The 16,321-nt window shown below is 70.5% G+C and carries 13 protein-coding genes; 10 read left to right on the top strand and 3 right to left on the bottom strand.

Features of this window, described 5'->3' with window-relative positions; all coding sequences use genetic code 11:
- Nucleotides 1–15 precede the first annotated feature (15 nt).
- Together addB and BLQ49_RS08390 are read left to right on the top strand one after the other, a co-directional pair.
- A complete protein-coding gene (gene addB, locus BLQ49_RS08395; protein WP_091714940.1) occupies nt 16–3,192 on the top strand; it encodes a double-strand break repair protein AddB in 3,177 nt (1,058 codons plus the stop codon).
- A 312-nt stretch (nt 3,193–3,504) separates the two neighbouring features.
- On the top strand, nt 3,505–5,259 hold the full coding sequence (locus BLQ49_RS08390) for a DEAD/DEAH box helicase (protein ID WP_091714938.1): 1,755 nt from the start codon (nt 3,505–3,507) through the stop codon (nt 5,257–5,259).
- 262 nt (nt 5,260–5,521) lie between these two features.
- On the opposite strand, the gene BLQ49_RS08385 is transcribed toward BLQ49_RS08390, so the two are convergent.
- A complete protein-coding gene (locus BLQ49_RS08385) occupies nt 5,522–6,352 on the bottom strand; it encodes a hypothetical protein (RefSeq protein WP_091714936.1) in 831 nt (276 codons plus the stop codon).
- Nucleotides 6,353–6,663: 311 nt separating this feature from the next.
- On the opposite strand from BLQ49_RS08385, the gene BLQ49_RS08380 reads away from it, so the two are divergent.
- The 8 genes from BLQ49_RS08380 to BLQ49_RS08345 all read left to right on the top strand — a co-directional run bounded on the left by BLQ49_RS08380 (nt 6,664) and on the right by BLQ49_RS08345 (nt 12,794).
- On the top strand, nt 6,664–8,088 hold the full coding sequence (locus BLQ49_RS08380) for an ATP-binding protein (protein WP_425283981.1): 1,425 nt from the start codon (nt 6,664–6,666) through the stop codon (nt 8,086–8,088).
- Complete coding sequence (locus tag BLQ49_RS08375) at nt 8,085–8,759, top strand: response regulator (RefSeq protein WP_091714933.1); 675 nt, start codon at nt 8,085–8,087, stop codon at nt 8,757–8,759. Before BLQ49_RS08380 ends, BLQ49_RS08375 begins: the two co-directional genes overlap by 4 nt.
- A 1-nt stretch (nt 8,760) precedes the next feature.
- Nucleotides 8,761–9,444 (top strand): TenA family protein, encoded by a 684-nt coding sequence (locus BLQ49_RS08370; protein ID WP_091714931.1) that lies wholly within the window; start codon nt 8,761–8,763, stop codon nt 9,442–9,444.
- A 145-nt stretch (nt 9,445–9,589) separates the two neighbouring features.
- Nucleotides 9,590–10,240 carry a DJ-1/PfpI family protein gene (locus tag BLQ49_RS08365; protein WP_091715143.1) on the top strand — a complete coding sequence of 217 codons (651 nt, stop codon included), beginning with the start codon at nt 9,590–9,592 and terminating at the stop codon, nt 10,238–10,240.
- Nucleotides 10,241–10,361: 121 nt separating this feature from the next.
- A complete protein-coding gene (locus BLQ49_RS08360) occupies nt 10,362–10,823 on the top strand; it encodes a tellurite resistance TerB family protein (protein ID WP_091714930.1) in 462 nt (153 codons plus the stop codon).
- Between the two features lie 15 nt (nt 10,824–10,838).
- Nucleotides 10,839–11,243 carry a CidA/LrgA family protein gene (locus tag BLQ49_RS08355; protein WP_091714928.1) on the top strand — a complete coding sequence of 135 codons (405 nt, stop codon included), beginning with the start codon at nt 10,839–10,841 and terminating at the stop codon, nt 11,241–11,243.
- A 3-nt stretch (nt 11,244–11,246) separates the two neighbouring features.
- Complete coding sequence (locus BLQ49_RS08350) at nt 11,247–11,963, top strand: LrgB family protein (RefSeq protein WP_091714926.1); 717 nt, start codon at nt 11,247–11,249, stop codon at nt 11,961–11,963.
- A gap of 423 nt (nt 11,964–12,386) precedes the next feature.
- Nucleotides 12,387–12,794, top strand: a complete 408-nt coding sequence (locus BLQ49_RS08345; protein WP_091714925.1) for a Ros/MucR family transcriptional regulator — start codon at nt 12,387–12,389, stop codon at nt 12,792–12,794.
- Nucleotides 12,795–12,805: 11 nt separating this feature from the next.
- On the opposite strand, the gene BLQ49_RS08340 is transcribed toward BLQ49_RS08345, so the two are convergent.
- Nucleotides 12,806–15,460 (bottom strand): MGH1-like glycoside hydrolase domain-containing protein, encoded by a 2,655-nt coding sequence (locus BLQ49_RS08340; protein WP_091714923.1) that lies wholly within the window; start codon nt 15,458–15,460, stop codon nt 12,806–12,808.
- Between the two features lie 86 nt (nt 15,461–15,546).
- Entirely contained in the window at nt 15,547–16,209 is a 663-nt protein-coding gene (locus BLQ49_RS08335; protein ID WP_091714922.1) for an HAD-IA family hydrolase, read from the bottom strand.
- Nucleotides 16,210–16,321 lie beyond the last annotated feature (112 nt).

Raw genomic sequence — 16,321 nt, 5'->3', positions numbered from 1 at the left:
CGTAGAAGTCCGACCATGCCCGCCCGACAGGCCGTTTTCACCATCACCCGCGGCGTTCCGTTCCTGCCGACGCTGGCCGAGGCGCTGCTCTCCGGCCGCCTCGTCGGGCCGGTGGCGGATGATCCGCTGGCGCTCGCCGCCGTCACCCTCTATCTGCCCACCCGCCGCGCCGCCCGCGCGCTGGCCGCGATCCTGGCTGACTGCCTCGGCCGGGATGCGCCCGGTCAGGCCACGCTGCTGCCTCGGATGATCCCCCTCGGCGAGGCCGACGAGGCGGAACTCGACCTCGCCGCCGAGCCGCTGCTGGAAGAGAACGCCGATCCGCTCAGCGTGCCGATGCCGCCGCTGGAGCGCAGGCTGATCCTCGCCCGCCTCGTTCAGGCCTGGGCCAGGACGGTGGACCGGACTCTGCTGCCACTGGATGCCGAGGTGCCGTTCCTCGTCCCATCCTCCCCTGCCGACGCGGTCGGCCTTGCAGGCGACCTCGAACGGCTGATGGACGCGCTGACGGTCGAGGGTCTGCCTTGGTCGGAGATCGGCGCCGCCGTGGAGGCCGAGTATTCCCGCTATTTCGGCCTGACCCTGGATTTCGTGAAGATCGCCGCGGAGAACTGGCCGAAACTCCTCGTCGAGCGGGGGCTTGCCGATCCGGTCGCCCGCGCCCGTGGTCTGGTGCTGGCCGAGGAACGGCGTCTGTCGCGCGGCGCTACGCAGGATCCCGTCGTCGTCGCGGGTTCGCTCGGCTCGGTCCCCGCCACTGCCCGGCTCATCGCCGCCGTGGCGAAGCTGCCCCGGGGTGCCGTGGTGCTGCCGGGGCTTGATCTCGACCTCGACGTGACCGGCTGGGACGGCATCGACACCGGCGAAGGGTTTTCGCGAGTCATCGCCCACGGGCACCCGCAGGCGGTGCTGCATCGGCTCCTCGGGCCGGAGAACCTGAACATCGCCCGCGCGGAGGTCGTCCCCCTGGGCGCGCCCGATCCCGGTCAAACGGCGCGCGCCGCTCTGCTGTCGCAGGCCTTGCGCCCGGCCGACACCACGGATGCCTGGGCCGCCCTGGACCCGGACGCACGCGACGCCACCGCCCGGCATGGCCTCGACGGGCTGGCCCTGGCGGAGGCGGCCGACGAGCGGGAGGAGGCGCTGGTCGCGGCTGTGGCGTTGCGCGAGGCGCTTCAGACCACCGGCGCCACTGCGGCGCTGATCACCCCGGACCGGGGGCTCGCCGGCCGGGTCGCTGTCGAACTCCTGCGCTGGGGCATCGTAGCCGAGGACTCCGCCGGTCTGGCGCTGGCCGGCAGCGCCGCGGGCCGGCTCGCCCGCCTCGCGGCCGAACTTGCCGCTGACCTCGCGCGCAACGCGGCGGACGCGATCCCGGCCCGGCTGATCGCGCTGCTCTCGCACCCCATGGTCTACCTCGGCCTGCCGCGCGCCGACGTGGTCCGGGGCGCGGCAGCTCTGGAGATCGGGCTGCTGCGCGGTCCGGTCCCGGCCCCGGGCTTCGACGGCCTGCGCAAGGCCCTGGCGGCGGAGCGCGCAGGGCCGCCGGAGCACCGGCCCCGCGCCAAGCGTCGCCTGAAGGATATCGACTGGGAGCTGGCCGCGGATCTGCTCGACCGGCTGGATCTGGTGTTCCGGGATTTCCCGGGTCCCGACGGGGCCGGGGATTGCGACCTCGTCTCCACGGCCACACGCCACCGGGAGGCCTGCGACCGGCTCGTCGCCGGGCCGGACGAGGCTCGCGAGGATGCCCGGGAGGAGGGGACGGACGGGTCCCTGTCCTGCCTCGACGCCCTGTTCGACGATTTGGAGATGGCCGAACCGGGCCTGATGCCGGGGCGGTTCGACGATTACGCCACCTTCTTCACTTCGCTTGCCCGGGAGCGCACCGTCGCCTGCACCGGCGCGGCGCCGCATCCGCGGCTGCGGATCCTCGGCCTTCTGGAGGCGCGGCTGCTCTCGGTGGATCGGGTGGTGCTCGGCGGGCTGGACGAGGGCGTCTGGCCGGTGCGCACGCTGACCGATGCCTTCCTCAACCGGCCGATGCGCGAGCGGGTCGGTCTCAACCCGCCCGAGCGGCGGATCGGTCAGATGGCGCACGATTTCGTGCAGGCGCTCGGCTGCCGGGATGCGGTCATCACCCGGGCGCTCAAGCGCGAAGGCGCGCCGACCGTGCCGTCCCGGCTGATCCAGCGCCTGCGCGCGCTGTCAGGCGATGCCCGCTGGGACGTGGTCCTGGAGGCCGGGCGCCGATTCAGTGACCTCGCGGCTCGGCTCGACGCTGTCCCGCCTGAGCCGCGGTTGAAGCGCCCCGCGCCGAAGCCGGACCCGGCCCTGTTCCCGCGCTCCCTCAGCGTCACCGAGATCGAGACGCTGGTGCGCGATCCCTACAGCATCTTCGCCCGCCACGTGCTCGGGCTCGATCCCCTCGATCCGCTGGCGGCAGCTCCCGGCGTCGCCACCCGCGGCTCCCTGGTCCACGAGGTTTTCGCCGATTTCGCCCGGCGTCATCCCCAGGCTCTGCCCCACGATGCCACTGTACGGCTGTTGAACCTCGCGGTGAACGCCTTCGCCGATATCGAGGCGGAGTACCCGAATCTCTACGCCGAGTGGTGGCCGCGCTTCGAGCGCATGGCCGCCGCCTATCTCGACTGGGAGGCCCAGCGCCGGCCGGGCCTGACCCGGGTGTTCCCCGAGGTCTCCGGACGCTGGGCGATCCCGATGGGGCGGGAAACCTTCACGCTGCGTGCCCGGGCCGACCGGATCGAGCTGCGCCCGGACGGAAGCGCCTGTATCGTCGATTACAAGACCGGCGCGCCGCCCTCGGCCAAGATGATCTTTTCAGGGTTCTCGCCGCAGCTCACCCTGGAGGCGGCGATGCTGATGCACGGCGCCTTTGCGGATCTGCCAGCCGTCAAGACGACGCCGGATCTGCTCTACATCCACGCCTCGGGCGGCCGGAAGCCGTTCGTCGCGCTGCCCGTGAAGCCGCCCCGCGGTGAGGAGCGCGGCGTTGAAGCGATCGTGGCCGACCATGCCGAGCGGCTGCGGGGCTTGATCGCCCGGTTCCTGACCGGCGAGGCGGCCTACACGGCGCGGCCCTACCCGCAATACGCCAGCCGTTACGGCGCCTACGATCACCTGGCCCGGGTGCTCGAATGGTCGCTCACCGGGGAGGAGGGCGGGGAGTGATCCGCGTGAGGGGGAGTATGACCCCTCGAGGCATGGCGCGATCCTGGATCGCGGCGCGGCGCTCGCAAGGACGAGTGCGCTATGGCCAACATGACAGACGAATCCGGTTGGATGCCCGTGTTGGTCGGCCCCGCGCGCGGACCGGAACGGGCTCACCCTCGCGGGTGCAACCGCCCCATGCTGCGGCGGGAGTGGTCAGGCGGCGCGCTTGGCGCTACTTTCGGGACACCCGAATAAAGTCCGGTGCCTGAGTCTTTCGCCGCGCGATGGCGCGCAGCCGGGCGCGGCGCGGCCGTTGAGAGTTCCGAGAACTTGCCTTTCCCGACCCTGCCCGCCCCCCTCGCGCGGGCCCTATCCGACCGCGGCTACGCCGATCCCACCCCGGTTCAGGCCGCGGTGCTGGAGGCGGCCGCCGGTGCCCGCGACCTCCTCGTCTCGGCGCAGACCGGCTCGGGCAAGACCGTCGCCTACGGTCTCGCCATGGCCGGCATGCTCATCGGCGAGGCCGAGATGCTGCCGCCGGCGGGTGCTCCGCTCGCCCTGGTGATCGCGCCCACCCGGGAACTCGCGCTCCAGGTCCAGCGCGAATTGTTCTGGCTCTACGGCCCAGCCGGCGGCCGGATCGCCGCCTGCGTCGGCGGCATGGATCCCCGGCGCGAGAGCCGGATGCTGGCCGAGGGCACCCACATCGTCGTCGGCACGCCGGGCCGTCTGCGTGATCACCTGGAGCGGCGTAACCTCGATCCGACCGCCCTGCGCGCCGTCGTCCTCGACGAGGCCGACGAGATGCTCGACCTCGGCTTCCGGGAGGATATCGAATTCATCCTCTCGGCGACCCCGCCGGAGCGGGCGACCTACCTGTTCTCCGCGACCCTGCCGAAGGGTATCGAGGCTTTGGCCGAGCGCTACCAGCGCGACGCCCTGCGGCTCGCGATCAAGAGCGAGACAAGGGGCCACGCCGACATCGCCTATCGGGCGGTGCGGATCATGCCGCGGGAGACCGAGCACGTTGTGCTCAACCTCCTGCGCGAGGCGGATGCCAAGACCGCGATCGTGTTCTGCAACACCCGCAACGCCGTCCGCCACCTGCAGGCGAGCCTGACCGAGCGCGGCTTCTCTGTCGTGGCGCTCTCGGGTGAGCTGGGCCAGGGCGAGCGCAACGCCGCCCTCCAGGCCCTGCGTGACGGCCGCGCCCGGGTCTGCGTCGCCACCGATGTTGCCGCCCGCGGCATCGACCTGCCGTCCCTGAGCCTCGTCATCCATGCGGATCTGCCGCACGATGCGGAGGTTCTGCAGCACCGTAGCGGCCGGACAGGCCGCGCCGGGCGCAAGGGCACCTCGGTGCTGCTGATCCCGAATTCCCGGCGGCGCCGGGCCGAGCAGATGTTCGCCATCGCCAAGGTCAGCCCCGAATGGTCGGGGCCGCCTTCGGCCGACGAGATCCGCCGGCTCGACGGCGAGCGCATGCTGTCCGACCCGCTGTTCGCGGAGCCGCCGGCCGAGGAGGATATCGCGCTGGCCGAGACGCTGCTCGCCGGCAAGAGCCCTGAGGAACTCGCGGCCCTCCTGGCGCGCGTCTACCGCACCCGCCTGCCGGCCCCCGAGGAGGTCAGCGACCCGGGCGAGGGCCGCTCGCCCCGGGGCGAGCGTCCGCCCTACGATCCGATGGATCCCGAGCGGATCGCCGCCATGGGTCCTGCGGTTTGGTTCCGGCTGAACCTCGGCCGCCGCGACAACGCTGATCCGCGCCGCCTCTTGCCGATGCTCACCCGCCGGGGCGGCATCGACCGCCAGGAGATCGGGGCGATCCGGATCTTCGAGCGCGAGACCAAGTTCGAGGTGCGCGGCAACGCGGCGGCGCGCTTCGCCGAAGCCTTCGCGCGCAACGGCTCGCCGGAGATCCAGGTGGAGGCAATCTCGGGCGATGCCGCGCCGGCCGAACGGCAGGGCCGACCAGGGGGGCCGAAGGGGTTTGCGAGCCCGCGTTCTGGGAAGCATCAGCGGAAGGTGGAGCGGTCCGGGCCTCGGCCCGAACACAAGCCCGGCCGGCAGACGGGCCGGGGCTGAAGCCGTCGGGGCCGCCTGCACAGGGCTGCGGCCTGCCCGATCTCCCCCGGAGCAAAGCAAACACCGGTTCCGGTTTCTTCCTCGTCCACAGAGGCGTTTCCGGACTGACATCGCATCCGCCGAGCCTATAGCGAATCGCGAAGCCCTTGAGCCACCCGCAGGGCCGAGCGGCAGCCGAGGGCGGTGCGGCCTTGTCCGGCGCTAAGCGAGAGCGCGCGGGCTGTCCGTGCGAGTATCGGTTCGGACCGGCGCAGACGTCCGCTTAGAAAACGCTCTTCACCGCGTCCCCGAGCGCGTCGACGCTTTCCTTCAGCTTGCGTCCCGCGGGCGCCAGCGACGGCAGCTTGATCCCGAGAACTTCCGTCTCCTCGGGTTCCGCGGCTTCCGCCTGGGCGACGGCGGTCGGGGCCATCCGTTTCGCCTTCTCGGCGACTTTCGCAGGGGCGGTCGGTTTGGCTGCCACAACCTTGGGGGCCGGCTTTGCGGCCTTCTCTGCCGAGACGGCGGGCGCCGCGGTGGTTGGCTTCGGGGCGGGTTCGATCTGCGCGTGGGCCCGCACCGTCTCGGATGCGCGGGGGGGCTGCAGTGCGACCGTGCGGGTGGGCGGAAGCGGCACGACCTGGCGGCTCGCCGCCAATGGCGCGACCTGGGTCGGTGTCGGGATGCGGCGGGCCGGCGGTTCGGCGGCGTCCCCAAGTTTGGCGGCCGGCGGCGCGGCTGGGGGCTTGATCGGGGCAGCCGCCGGGGTGAACGGGCTCGGCAGGGATGCCATGCGCGGGGTCTGGGCCACCGGCTCGGCCGGCTTTGCCTCGGCCTGTATGGCCCCAGCGGTGGCCGTTCCAGCCACGGCGGGGAGCCCGTCCTTCAGCAGATCGGGCCAGTCGGCGGCTCGGCCCGCAGTTGCTTTGATGGTGATCGGGGGTGGCGCCGCGAGCCCGGCCATCAGCGTCGAGGCGGCGACGCCGAAGCCGCCGAGCACACCGATCCCGGCCAGACTGAACAGCAGCACGCGCAGGTCGAACGCCCGGCGGGGACGCTCAACAGCAGTCCGGGTTTCCCGGGTCTCGGATGGGTCCAGAGCGAGGTCGATCATGGTCCGGGGTCTCTGACACGAGGCACGACGCGTGCGACCGGGGCCCCCCTTGACCGGTCGCCATCCTCCACCAAGCTGCAAGCAGTTCGGCTCTTCCGGCAGTAGAGAAGTCGCAATACGGCGCAAAGATGTCGGTCGAACGGTGGGCGAGGCCAGTCGATGTTCGGCTATCCACAGGATACACGCCGCCGGCTTAACAACCCGTCATCGCGACAAGCGCTGAAGATGGCCGACCCGGCGGGGTCCGGATGGACTTCACCAACGCGCACGCTAAGGGTCTGCGGGTGGACGCGCGACCGACCGATCTCCCGATGCAGGACACACCCGCGACGCGCCCCCAGGCCGCGCCCTGGGCCTGGGCTGCGTGGTCGACCCGGGCGCGGCTCGTCGCCGTGGTGCTGCTCATCGACGCTCTGGCGGCCCTGGTGTCGTGCGGCGTGATCGTGCTCAACGCCCGCACGGCGGTACGAGTCGAGACCCGGGCCTCACTGGCAACGGTCGAGTCGCTGGTGGCCGATACGATCCGCCTGTCCGAGTCGACCCCAGCCGAGACCCTGCTCCAGACCCTCGACCTGCGCTTCAAGGTGCTCCGGCACGTCCGGGTTGCCGTCTTGGACAATGCCGGCGAGCGCGTCGGCCGCCCGGCCTCGACCCATCGCACGGAACGGGAGGCGCCGCGCTGGTTCGCCGATCTGATCAAACCACCGATCGAGCGGCACACCCTGCCGATCACGGTGAACGGCCAGCAACTCGGCACGGCCCAGATTACCACACAGCCCCTCGACGAGATCGATGAGATCTGGGGCTACGCGCGGGCCCTTTCGCTGACCACCGCGGCGATCAACGTCGCCATGCTGCTGGCGCTCTACATCGCCCTCGGTCGCATCTTGGCGCCGCTGCGGCGGCTTGGCGCCGGCCTGACGCAACTGGAGCACCACGATTACACCGCTCGGCTGGAGCCCCCCGGCGCGCAGGAACTCGCGGTCATCGCCGAGCGCTTCAACAAGGTTGCGGCAGCCCTGGGCGAGGTTCGCGGCGCCAACGGGCGTCTCAACCGGCAATTGCTCACTGCGCAGGACGACGAGCGCCGCCGGACCGCCCTCGAACTCCACGATGAGTTCGGCCCGTGCCTGTTCGCGTTGGAGGCGAATGCCGCCTCGATCGCCCGGATCGCCTCGGGACCGACCGACCCGAGCCGCGAGAAGCTCGCCGCGCGGGCGGCCGAGATCAGCGCCATCGTGGGGCAGGTTCAGACCGTCAACAGGGAGTTGCTGAATCGCCTGCGCCCGCACGGCCTCGGGCAGGCGCCGCTCGCCACCTGCCTCGACCTGCTCCTGCGCGGCTTCGCCCAGCGCCATCCCGGCCTCGCCTTCGTCGGCCGGTTCGACGGGCTGGCCCGGGGCTATGGCGATCTCGTGGACCTCACCGTATTCCGCTGCGTGCAGGAGAGTGCCACCAATGCCGTGCGACACGGCGCCGCCACACGGGTCGAGGCAGAGGTTGTCGAAGCCCAGGGGCGACTGGCCGTGACAATCCGAGACAACGGCACGGGCATCCTGGGTACCGATGCCCCGACGGAGCACGGGACCGGCCTTGGTCTGTCGGGGATGCGGGAACGGGTCGAGGCTCTGGGCGGCACCTTCGCCCTTGACAATGCAGGCCCGGGCGCAATCGTCCGGATCATGATCCCCGTTCCGCCGGACCGGGGCGAAGAGAACAACGCGCCGAGCGCATGAACGCCATCGCCTCCCAGATCGACATCGCAGCCACCCGCCTGCCGGTCCTCGTCATCGACGATCATCCGATCGTCCTGCAGGGCTGTCGCAGGGTGCTTGAGGATGCCGGCGTCGAGACCATCGCGGAGGCGACCACGGTGGTGGGCGGTTATCGGATCTTCCACCGTCTTCGACCGCCGGTGGTGATCTGCGACCTGACCTTCCAGGGCAGCGGCATGGCCGGGCTCGGCCTGATCCGCCGGATCCGCGCGGTCGCGCCGGAGACGCGGATCCTCGTGTTCAGCATGCACAACGATCCGGTGATCGTGGCGCGCGCGCTCGAAGCCGGGGCGCTCGGCTACGTGCTGAAGGATCACGCCTCGGCCGAGCTGTTCGAGGCCTTCGGCAAGGTGCGGATCGGCGAGGTCTATCTCGACCGGCGGCTCGCCACCGAGGTCGCGATGCTGCGCGCCGACGCCCGCCGCACCCCGGAATCGCAGCTGACCCCGCGCGAGCAGCAGATCCTCGCCCGGCTCGCGCAGGGCCGGTCCTACGGCGCGATCGCGACGGATCTCTCGGTGAGCTACAAGACCGTGACCAACGCCTGCTCGCAGATGCGCCAGAAGCTCGGCGTCCGGACGCTCGCTGAGTTGATCCACGTCGCCGTCACCCACGCCCAGAGGCAGGGCTGACATGGCCGATCACGCCGGACAGGATGCGTTCTCGCGAGAGGCCTGGGCACGCAACGCCGCCGCCATCGAGACCATCCGTGCGATGCCCTTCAACGCCGAGCTCGCGGCCGGCACGCTGCAGCAGGACCGGTTCCGCCACTACATTGTGCAGGACGCGCACTACCTCGTGGGCTTCGGCCGGGCGCTGAGCCTCGCCGCCGCGAAGGCGCCGGACCCGGACGGGATCGTGCAGTTCGCCGCGGCCGCACAGGAGGCGATCGTGGTGGAACGCGCCCTGCACGGCGGCTTCTTCCGCGATTATGGCATCGGGCCCGAGACGTTTGCCGCCACGCCGCTGACGCCGGCCTGCGATCATTACGTAAATTATCTGCTCGCCACCGCTTATGCCGAGCCGTTCCCGGTGGTCTGCGCCGCGCTGCTGCCGTGCTTCTGGATCTACAAGGCGGTCGGCGACGACATCTTCGCCCGGTCTTCCGCCGACAACCCGTACCGCGCCTGGATCGACACCTACGCGGGGGCGGATTTCGCCGAGGCTGTCGCCGCCATGATCGCCGCCACCGACCGGGCGGCGCAGGATGTCGGCGCGGGCGAGCGGGCGCGCATGCACCACGCCTTCACGCAGGCCACGCGCCTCGAATGGATGTTCTGGGACAGCGCCTACCGCGACGCGTCTTGGCCGCTATGACGCGCCGATCGTGACCGGGCCGCTGGGGCCGCACCGCCGGGATCTCATCGCCGCCGCGGCCGCCGCCGCAGCTGTCTGGCCAGATCCTGCCCGCGCGGACGATGCTCCGGCGCCGATCCCGGACGACCGGCCGGTCCGGATCGCGATGGTGCTCTTCCCAGGCCTCACCGCCCTCGACCTCGTCGGCCCGCAGGACCTGCTCGCCGGATTGGCGCCCGGCAGCCTGCACCTCGTCGCGGAGGCCCTCGGCGCAGTGACGAGCGATACTAGCCTGTCTCTGATGGCGACCCACACCTTCGAGACCTGCCCGCAGGATCTCGACGTCCTGTTCGTGCCCGGGGGCGACGGGACGCCGGCGCAGATGCGCAACGCCCGGCTCCTCGCCTTCCTGCGGGACCGTGCGGCGCGGTCCGCCTGGGTGACGAGCGTCTGCACCGGATCGCTGATCCTGGGCGCGGCCGGCCTGCTGCGGGGTTATCGCGCCACATCGCATTGGTGCGTGCGCGATGCGGTGCTGCCGCTCCTCGGTGCCGCGCCGGTGGCGGAGCGCGTCGTGGTCGACCGCAACCGCATGACCGGCGCGGGGATCTCGGCGGGGCTCGACCTCGGGCTGACGCTCGCCGCCCGGCTGCGCGGACCCGCCTACGCCCGCACTGCGCAGCTCGTGGCCGAATACGCCCCGGACCCGCCGTTCCGGGCTGGCACCCCGGCCGAGGCCGGGCCATCCATCGTCCGCGCGGCGGACGCGATCCTGGCGGATCTGGTCGCGGGGTCGATCGAGGCGGCGCGGCGCTGAGATCGAGGGCGATGCAGCGCGGCCACGCCCCGCCTCCATCGGCGGTCCCGCGCTTGACGGCGAGAGGTGCCGGCCCGAACTGTGCGATGCACGATCGATTGGTGCCCTCTTCGGAGCCCCCATGTCCCTCATCGCACGCCTGCGCGCCTACGCGGCCGAAGCCCTCGGCGTCGGCACGCACGAGGCCGTGGACGACACGCATCTCGCGGCCACCGCGCTCCTCGTCCACGTGGCGCGGGTCGACGGGATCCTGGCCGCCTCCGAGAGCGAGCGCCTGTCCCGGCTCGTGCAGGGCCATTACGCGGAGGGTCCGGAGGCGGCACGGGCGCTGATCGCGCGCGCTGCCGCGATGGATTCCGAGACCCGCGATGTGGCGAGTCTCGTCGAGATGATCCCCCACGAGGCCAACAGGACCGAGCGCCAGGAGCTTCTGGCGATGGCGTGGTCGGTCGCGGCGGCGGACGGCCGGGTCGACGAGTTCGAGGAGGCCCTGGTGGAGCGGCTCGGCCGACTCCTCGGCTTCGATGAGGGCGCCATCGCGTCCGCCCGCCGGACCGGCCAGCAGCAGGCCGGGCTGGCTTAAGGGGCGGCGGGGACGATGATCGCAAGCCTGGCGCTGATCCTGCTGGCGCAGCTCGTCGGCGAGGCGATCGCCCGCGGTGCCCATGTGCCGATCCCCGGGCCGGTGATCGGCATGGGGCTGATGTTCGGTTTCCTCCTGCTGCGCGACAGCGCGCGGTTCGGCCTGCCCCGCGTCTTGCCCAAGCCGCTGACGGACGGCACCCTGGAGAGCACCGCCCGGGGGCTCCTGATGAACCTGTCGCTGCTGTTCGTGCCGGCAGGCGTCGGCGTCGTCGGCCGCCTCGACATGCTGCGGGCGCAGGGCATGAAGCTCGCCATCGTACTCGTCGTGTCCACCGCGCTCTCGCTGCTGGTGACCGTCCTGGTGTTCCGCCTGGTCGCATCCCTGGTCGAGCGGCGCGGGACGGACGGGAAGCCCTGACACATGGGCGGCGATTTCTCCCTCTGGGTCTACCTCGCCAAGACGCCGCTGCTGTGGTTGACGGTGACGTTGACGGCCTACGTCCTGGCCGACCGGATCGCCGCTGCGACCGGCCGACACCCGATCGCCAACCCGGTGCTGATCACCGTGGCCCTGGTCGGTGGCGTGCTGGCGGTGACCGGCACGCCCTATCCAACCTATTTCGAGGGCGCGCAGTTCGTGCACTTCCTGCTCGGGCCCGCCACCGTCGTGCTGGCCATGCCCCTCTACGAGCGGAGGGCCACCGTGATGCGCGCGCTGGTGCCGATGCTGACGGCTTTGGCCGCCGGGGCGATCACGACGCTGGCGGTCGTGATTGCGCTGGCGAGGCTGCTCGACATCCCTCAGCCGATCCTCGTCTCGCTCGCCCCGAAATCGGTAACCTCGGGCGTGGCCATGGGCATCGCGGAGGCGCTGGGCGGCGACCCGACCCTCACGGCGATCCTGGTGATCCTGACCGGTATTATCGGTGCGATCCTGGTTACGCCGATGATGAACGCGCTGAAGATCGACGACATGCGCGCCCGCGGCTTCGCGGCCGGCCTCGCCGCCCACGGAATCGGCACGGCCCGCGCTTTCCAGGTCAGTGAGGTCGCTGGAACGTTCGCCGGCATTGCCATGGGGCTTAACGCCTTTCTGACGGCGATCCTCGCGCCACTCGCGCTGCACCTCTTGTTCTAGAGCCTTGTCCGGATGATCGGGTCCGGCCTTCGGAACGGGCCTATGCTCCAGCTTCGCCCGGCCTCATGCGCAGATCCAAGTTGCCGCTGCGGCCCTCGACCGGTCATTCCCGTTTGCCTCTAGCGTGCCCGAATGCGGTCCGAGCCTGCGACATTCGTCGCTGGCAGTTCCAGGGTCCGAGCTTGCTACCCTTCCACGTTCCGGAGGCGAACGCCCCGCCAGGGCCACCGCGCATGCCACAGGGCGACCACGACGGGAGGTCGACCGGCATTGACGACAATAACATATTATAGGTAGAAACAGCTGACTATCGATGCACGTCTTAGTTGTGTCCACAAGTCGACAGATTAGATCTGGCGAGCTTTGGCACTGCGATGCACCGAGGAACGCCTGTCGCATGCCGACGGTACGGAGGAGGCGTCCATGCACACCATTCCGTCGCGTATCGAACTCGCGGCCAGGATCCTCAGCGCCTATGTCGCGCGCAACAGCATTCCGGCGGATACTGTGCCGGCCTTGCTTGCTACCGTCCATCGCTCACTCTTAGCGCTGGATCGCCCGGTCGAATCGCAGGTCCGGCGTGCGACCGAGGCGCAGATCCGGGCGTCGGTCCGGCCCGATGCCCTCGTCAGCTTCGAGGACGGGAAACCCTACAAGACGCTGCGGCGCCACCTGACGCTGCGCGGGCTCACGCCCGAGGCCTACAAGGCCAAATGGGGCCTACCGGTGGATTACCCGCTGGTCTCCGCCGTCTACAGCGCCCGCCGCTCGAATATCTCCCGCCAGATCGGACTCAATCAGCGGATCCGGATCAAGGCGGCTGCCGAATAAGAGGCTCGCGTTCACGTCATCGAGGTGCTGGTCGCGACATCCTGGATCAGCAGCGCCACGAGCCCGGACCAGCCGGTCTGATGAGAGGCGCCCACGCCCCGGCCGGTATCGCCATCATAGTATTCGTAGAACAGCACGAGGTCTTGGAATTGCGGGTCCTCCTGCTCCAGCTGGCTGTCGCCGTAGACCGCCCGGCGTCCGTCGGCGCGGCGTGTCGAGAGGGCGATCAGGCGGCGTGAGAGGTCCAGGGCGATCTCGCGGAGCGACGCGGTTCGTCCCGAGCCGGTCGGCGCCTCGACCCGGAAGTCCGGGCCGTAATAGTCGTGGAAGCGGTGCAGGGCGGTGATCAGCAGGTAGTTGACCGGCATCCAGACCGGACCCCGCCAGTTCGAGTTGCCGCCGAAGAGGCGCGAGCGCGATTCCGCGGGCTCGTAGGCGAGACCGAGATCCCGGCCATTCCAGGCGAAGCAGAAGGGCTTGTCCGCGTAGGCCCGCGACACCGCCCGCAGGCCGTTATCGGACAGGAACTCGTCCGGATCGAGGGCCCGGTGCAGCAGCGCCTTCAGCCTGTGCCCGCGCAGCAGCGACAGCAGGGCGGTCTGGCCCTGGCCGGGCTCGTTCCAGCGTGACACCAGCGCGGAGAGGTCCGGGCGATTTTTCAGGAAGAACTGCAGCCGCCTGCGCAGCGACGGCAGCCTCTCCAGATCGCCTTCATTGATCGACGCGACAGCAAAGATCGGGATCAAGCCGACGAGGGTCCGCACCCGGATCGGCAGGCGCGTGCCGTCACGGGTCTCGATCACGTCGTAGAAGAAGCCGTCTTCCTCATCCCACACGCTGTCGCCGGTCGCCGCCGCGATCAGGAGGAAATGCTCGAAGAACTTCTCCGCCATGTCCTCGTAGGTCGGGTCCCGGAGCGCCAGCTCGATGGCGATGCGCATCAGGGCGAGCGCGTAGGCGGCCATCCAGGCGGTGGCGTCGGACTGGGTGAGGGTGGCGCCGTCCCCGACCGGCTTCGACCGGTCGAAGATCCCGATATTGTCGAGGCCGAGGAAGCCGCCTTGGAACAGGTTGCGGTCGTCGGCATCCTTGCGGTTGACCCACCACGTGAAGTTCAGGGTCAGCTTGTTGAAGATCCGCTTGAGGAAGACGTGGTCCGGCGTGCCGGTGAGCGCCCGGTCGAGTTCGAACACCCGCCAGGCGGCGAGCGCGTGGATCGGCGGGTTGGCGTCCCCGAACCCCCATTCGTAGGCCGGCAGCGCCGCGTTCGGGTGGGCGTAGGCCTCGTCGACGAGAAGCAGCAGCTGGTTCTTGGAAAAGTCAGGGTCGATCAGCGCGAAGATGATCGCCTGAAGGGCGAGGTCCCAGGAGGCGAACCAGGGATATTCCCAGGCATCGGGCATTGAGATGATGTCGTTGGCGCGCAGGTGCCCCCAGTCGGCGTTGCGCCCGTGCCGGCGCTCGGGCGACGGGGCGGGCTGGGCGGGATCGCCGGCCAGCCACTCGCGCACGTCGTAGTGGTAGAGCTGCTTCGACCAGAGCATGCCGGCGAGCGCCTGCCGCTGGACGAGCCGCATCTCCGGATCGGCAATCGGCGCCTGCAGGACGGCGTAGAAGCCGTCCGCCTCCGCCTCGCGGGTAGCGAAGACGGCGTCAAAATCCGCGAAGGGCTCGCCTGGGGCGGTTTCAGCGCGCAGGCGCAGGCGCAGGGTGCGGCTCTCGCCGGGGCCGAGGTGGAGCGCGTAGCGCGCCGCGCATTTGGTGCCGGACAGGTGGTTGACGGCCGATCGTTCGCCGCCGACCACGCAAGCGTCGATCCCGTCCTTGTAGAAGCCCGCAGCGGGCCCGGTGCCGAACAGGCGGTGCGTGTTGGTCTCGTTCTCGGTGAAGAGCAGCTCGTCCGCGTCCTCGGCGAAGAAGCGCATCGGCGGCATGTCGGGATGCCGCACCCAGACCGAACCGTCGGATCCGGCCATCAGCTCCGGCTTCGGCGTGCCCTGCTTCCACGACCATGTGTTGCGGGCCCAGAGCTTCGGCAGCAGCGTCAGCTCGGCGGTCTCCGGACCCCGGTTGGTGGCGGTGACCCGCATCAGGATGTCGTCGGGTGCGGCCTTGGCGTATGCGATCGCGACATCGCAATAGCGGCCGCCATCGAACACGCCGGTGTCGAGCAGCTCGAATTCCGGATCGTCGAGGCCGCGCCGGGCATTCTCCGCGACGAGGCTTTCGTAGGGAAATTCGGCCTGCGGATACTTGTAGAGCATCCGCATGAAGGAATGCGTCGGGGTGCCGTCGAGGTAGTAGTAGAGTTCCTTGACGTCCTCGCCGTGATTGCCCTCCTGATTGGTCAGGCCGAACAGGCGCTCTTTCAGGATCGGATCGCGGCCGTTCCACAGGGCCAGCGACAGGCACCAATTCAGGTGCCGGTCGCCAAAGCCGCCGATCCCATCCTCGCCCCAGCGATAGGCCCGGGACCTGGCATGGTCGTGGGGCAGGTAATCCCAGGCGTCGCCGCCGGGGCTGTAGTCCTCCCGGACGGTGCCCCATTGCCGGTCGCTGAGATACGGCCCCCAGCGGCGCCAGGCGGGGTCCGTGCGCGCAGCAACCAGCCGGAGCCCTTCCGCGGTCTCGAACAGGCTCGGCCTCACGCCGTCGGGCTTCGTCATCGGCACGCTGCTCCGGATCCGGCTTGCAATCCCTGAATAGGGCTGCGTGGCCGGAAGCAGAAGTCAACGGCTCATCCGTGATGGCCTCACAAGTCCGTGGTCAGGCGAAGACCGTCCGGATCGGTCACCGCGCGGAGATTTCGGTAATTTGGGATGGCGGGATGTTTGGCCGAGACGGGTTCGTGATGGGTTGCGGTCACCACGACCACCGACGCGCCCGCTGCCTCGGCGGCGCGGATCCCGGCCGGCGCATCCTCGAACACGCAGCAATCCTCCGCGGCGACGCCGAGCCGGCGCGCGGCCAGCAGGAAGCAATCCGGAGCGGGCTTGCCCTGGGCCACATCCTCCGCGGCCACCATGAGCTTAGGGATCGGCATGTCGGCCGCCGCGAGGCGGCGCAGGGCCAGGGCTCGGGGGGCCGAGGTTACGATCGCCCAGCGTTCCGGCGGCAGCGTCGCCAAAAAGGCCCGCGCCCCCGGAATCTCGGTGACGTCACCGACATCCTCCATTTCAGCCTGCGTGATCGCCGCGGCCTCGGCCTCCGGGTCGACCCCCGGCAGGTTCAGGCGGCGGATCGTCTCCACCGAGCGTACGCCGTGGATCGTCGGCAGGAACGCGGCCACGTCAAGCCCGTGCGCCGCGGCCCAGCGCGACCAGGTCCGCTCGGCGGACGCGATCGAGCTGATGAGGGTGCCGTCCATGTCGAACAGCAGCGCGGCGAACGGGCGCGTCGGAAGAGGAGTGGTCATGGCGGAGGGCTACCGGCGGGCGGACACCGCAGCAACCGGGGTGCGTGCAGGGGAGCCGAGCGCCGCCCGCTTCACGGGCCGCCGGCTTTGGTGTAGCGCGGGGGCAACCCCG

The organism is Methylobacterium phyllostachyos, from assembly GCF_900103445.1.
Lineage (GTDB): Bacteria > Pseudomonadota > Alphaproteobacteria > Rhizobiales > Beijerinckiaceae > Methylobacterium > Methylobacterium phyllostachyos.
Note: the sequence above shows the minus strand (reverse complement) of the source record. Positions and strands in the feature narration are given on the sequence as shown.

Coding starts and splice junctions, on each gene's coding strand:
- BLQ49_RS08355 (WP_091714928.1), top strand. CDS start 10,839: ATGATCGCAAGCCTGGCGCTGATCCTGCTGGCGCAGCTCGTCGGCGAG.
- BLQ49_RS08350 (WP_091714926.1), top strand. CDS start 11,247: ATGGGCGGCGATTTCTCCCTCTGGGTCTACCTCGCCAAGACGCCGCTG.
- BLQ49_RS08360 (WP_091714930.1), top strand. CDS start 10,362: ATGTCCCTCATCGCACGCCTGCGCGCCTACGCGGCCGAAGCCCTCGGC.
- BLQ49_RS08375 (WP_091714933.1), top strand. CDS start 8,085: ATGAACGCCATCGCCTCCCAGATCGACATCGCAGCCACCCGCCTGCCG.
- BLQ49_RS08380 (WP_425283981.1), top strand. CDS start 6,664: ATGCAGGACACACCCGCGACGCGCCCCCAGGCCGCGCCCTGGGCCTGG.
- BLQ49_RS08335 (WP_091714922.1), bottom strand. CDS start 16,209: ATGACCACTCCTCTTCCGACGCGCCCGTTCGCCGCGCTGCTGTTCGAC.
- BLQ49_RS08370 (WP_091714931.1), top strand. CDS start 8,761: ATGGCCGATCACGCCGGACAGGATGCGTTCTCGCGAGAGGCCTGGGCA.
- BLQ49_RS08385 (WP_091714936.1), bottom strand. CDS start 6,352: ATGATCGACCTCGCTCTGGACCCATCCGAGACCCGGGAAACCCGGACT.
- addB (WP_091714940.1), top strand. CDS start 16: ATGCCCGCCCGACAGGCCGTTTTCACCATCACCCGCGGCGTTCCGTTC.
- BLQ49_RS08340 (WP_091714923.1), bottom strand. CDS start 15,460: ATGACGAAGCCCGACGGCGTGAGGCCGAGCCTGTTCGAGACCGCGGAA.
- BLQ49_RS08345 (WP_091714925.1), top strand. CDS start 12,387: ATGCACACCATTCCGTCGCGTATCGAACTCGCGGCCAGGATCCTCAGC.
- BLQ49_RS08365 (WP_091715143.1), top strand. CDS start 9,590: ATGGTGCTCTTCCCAGGCCTCACCGCCCTCGACCTCGTCGGCCCGCAG.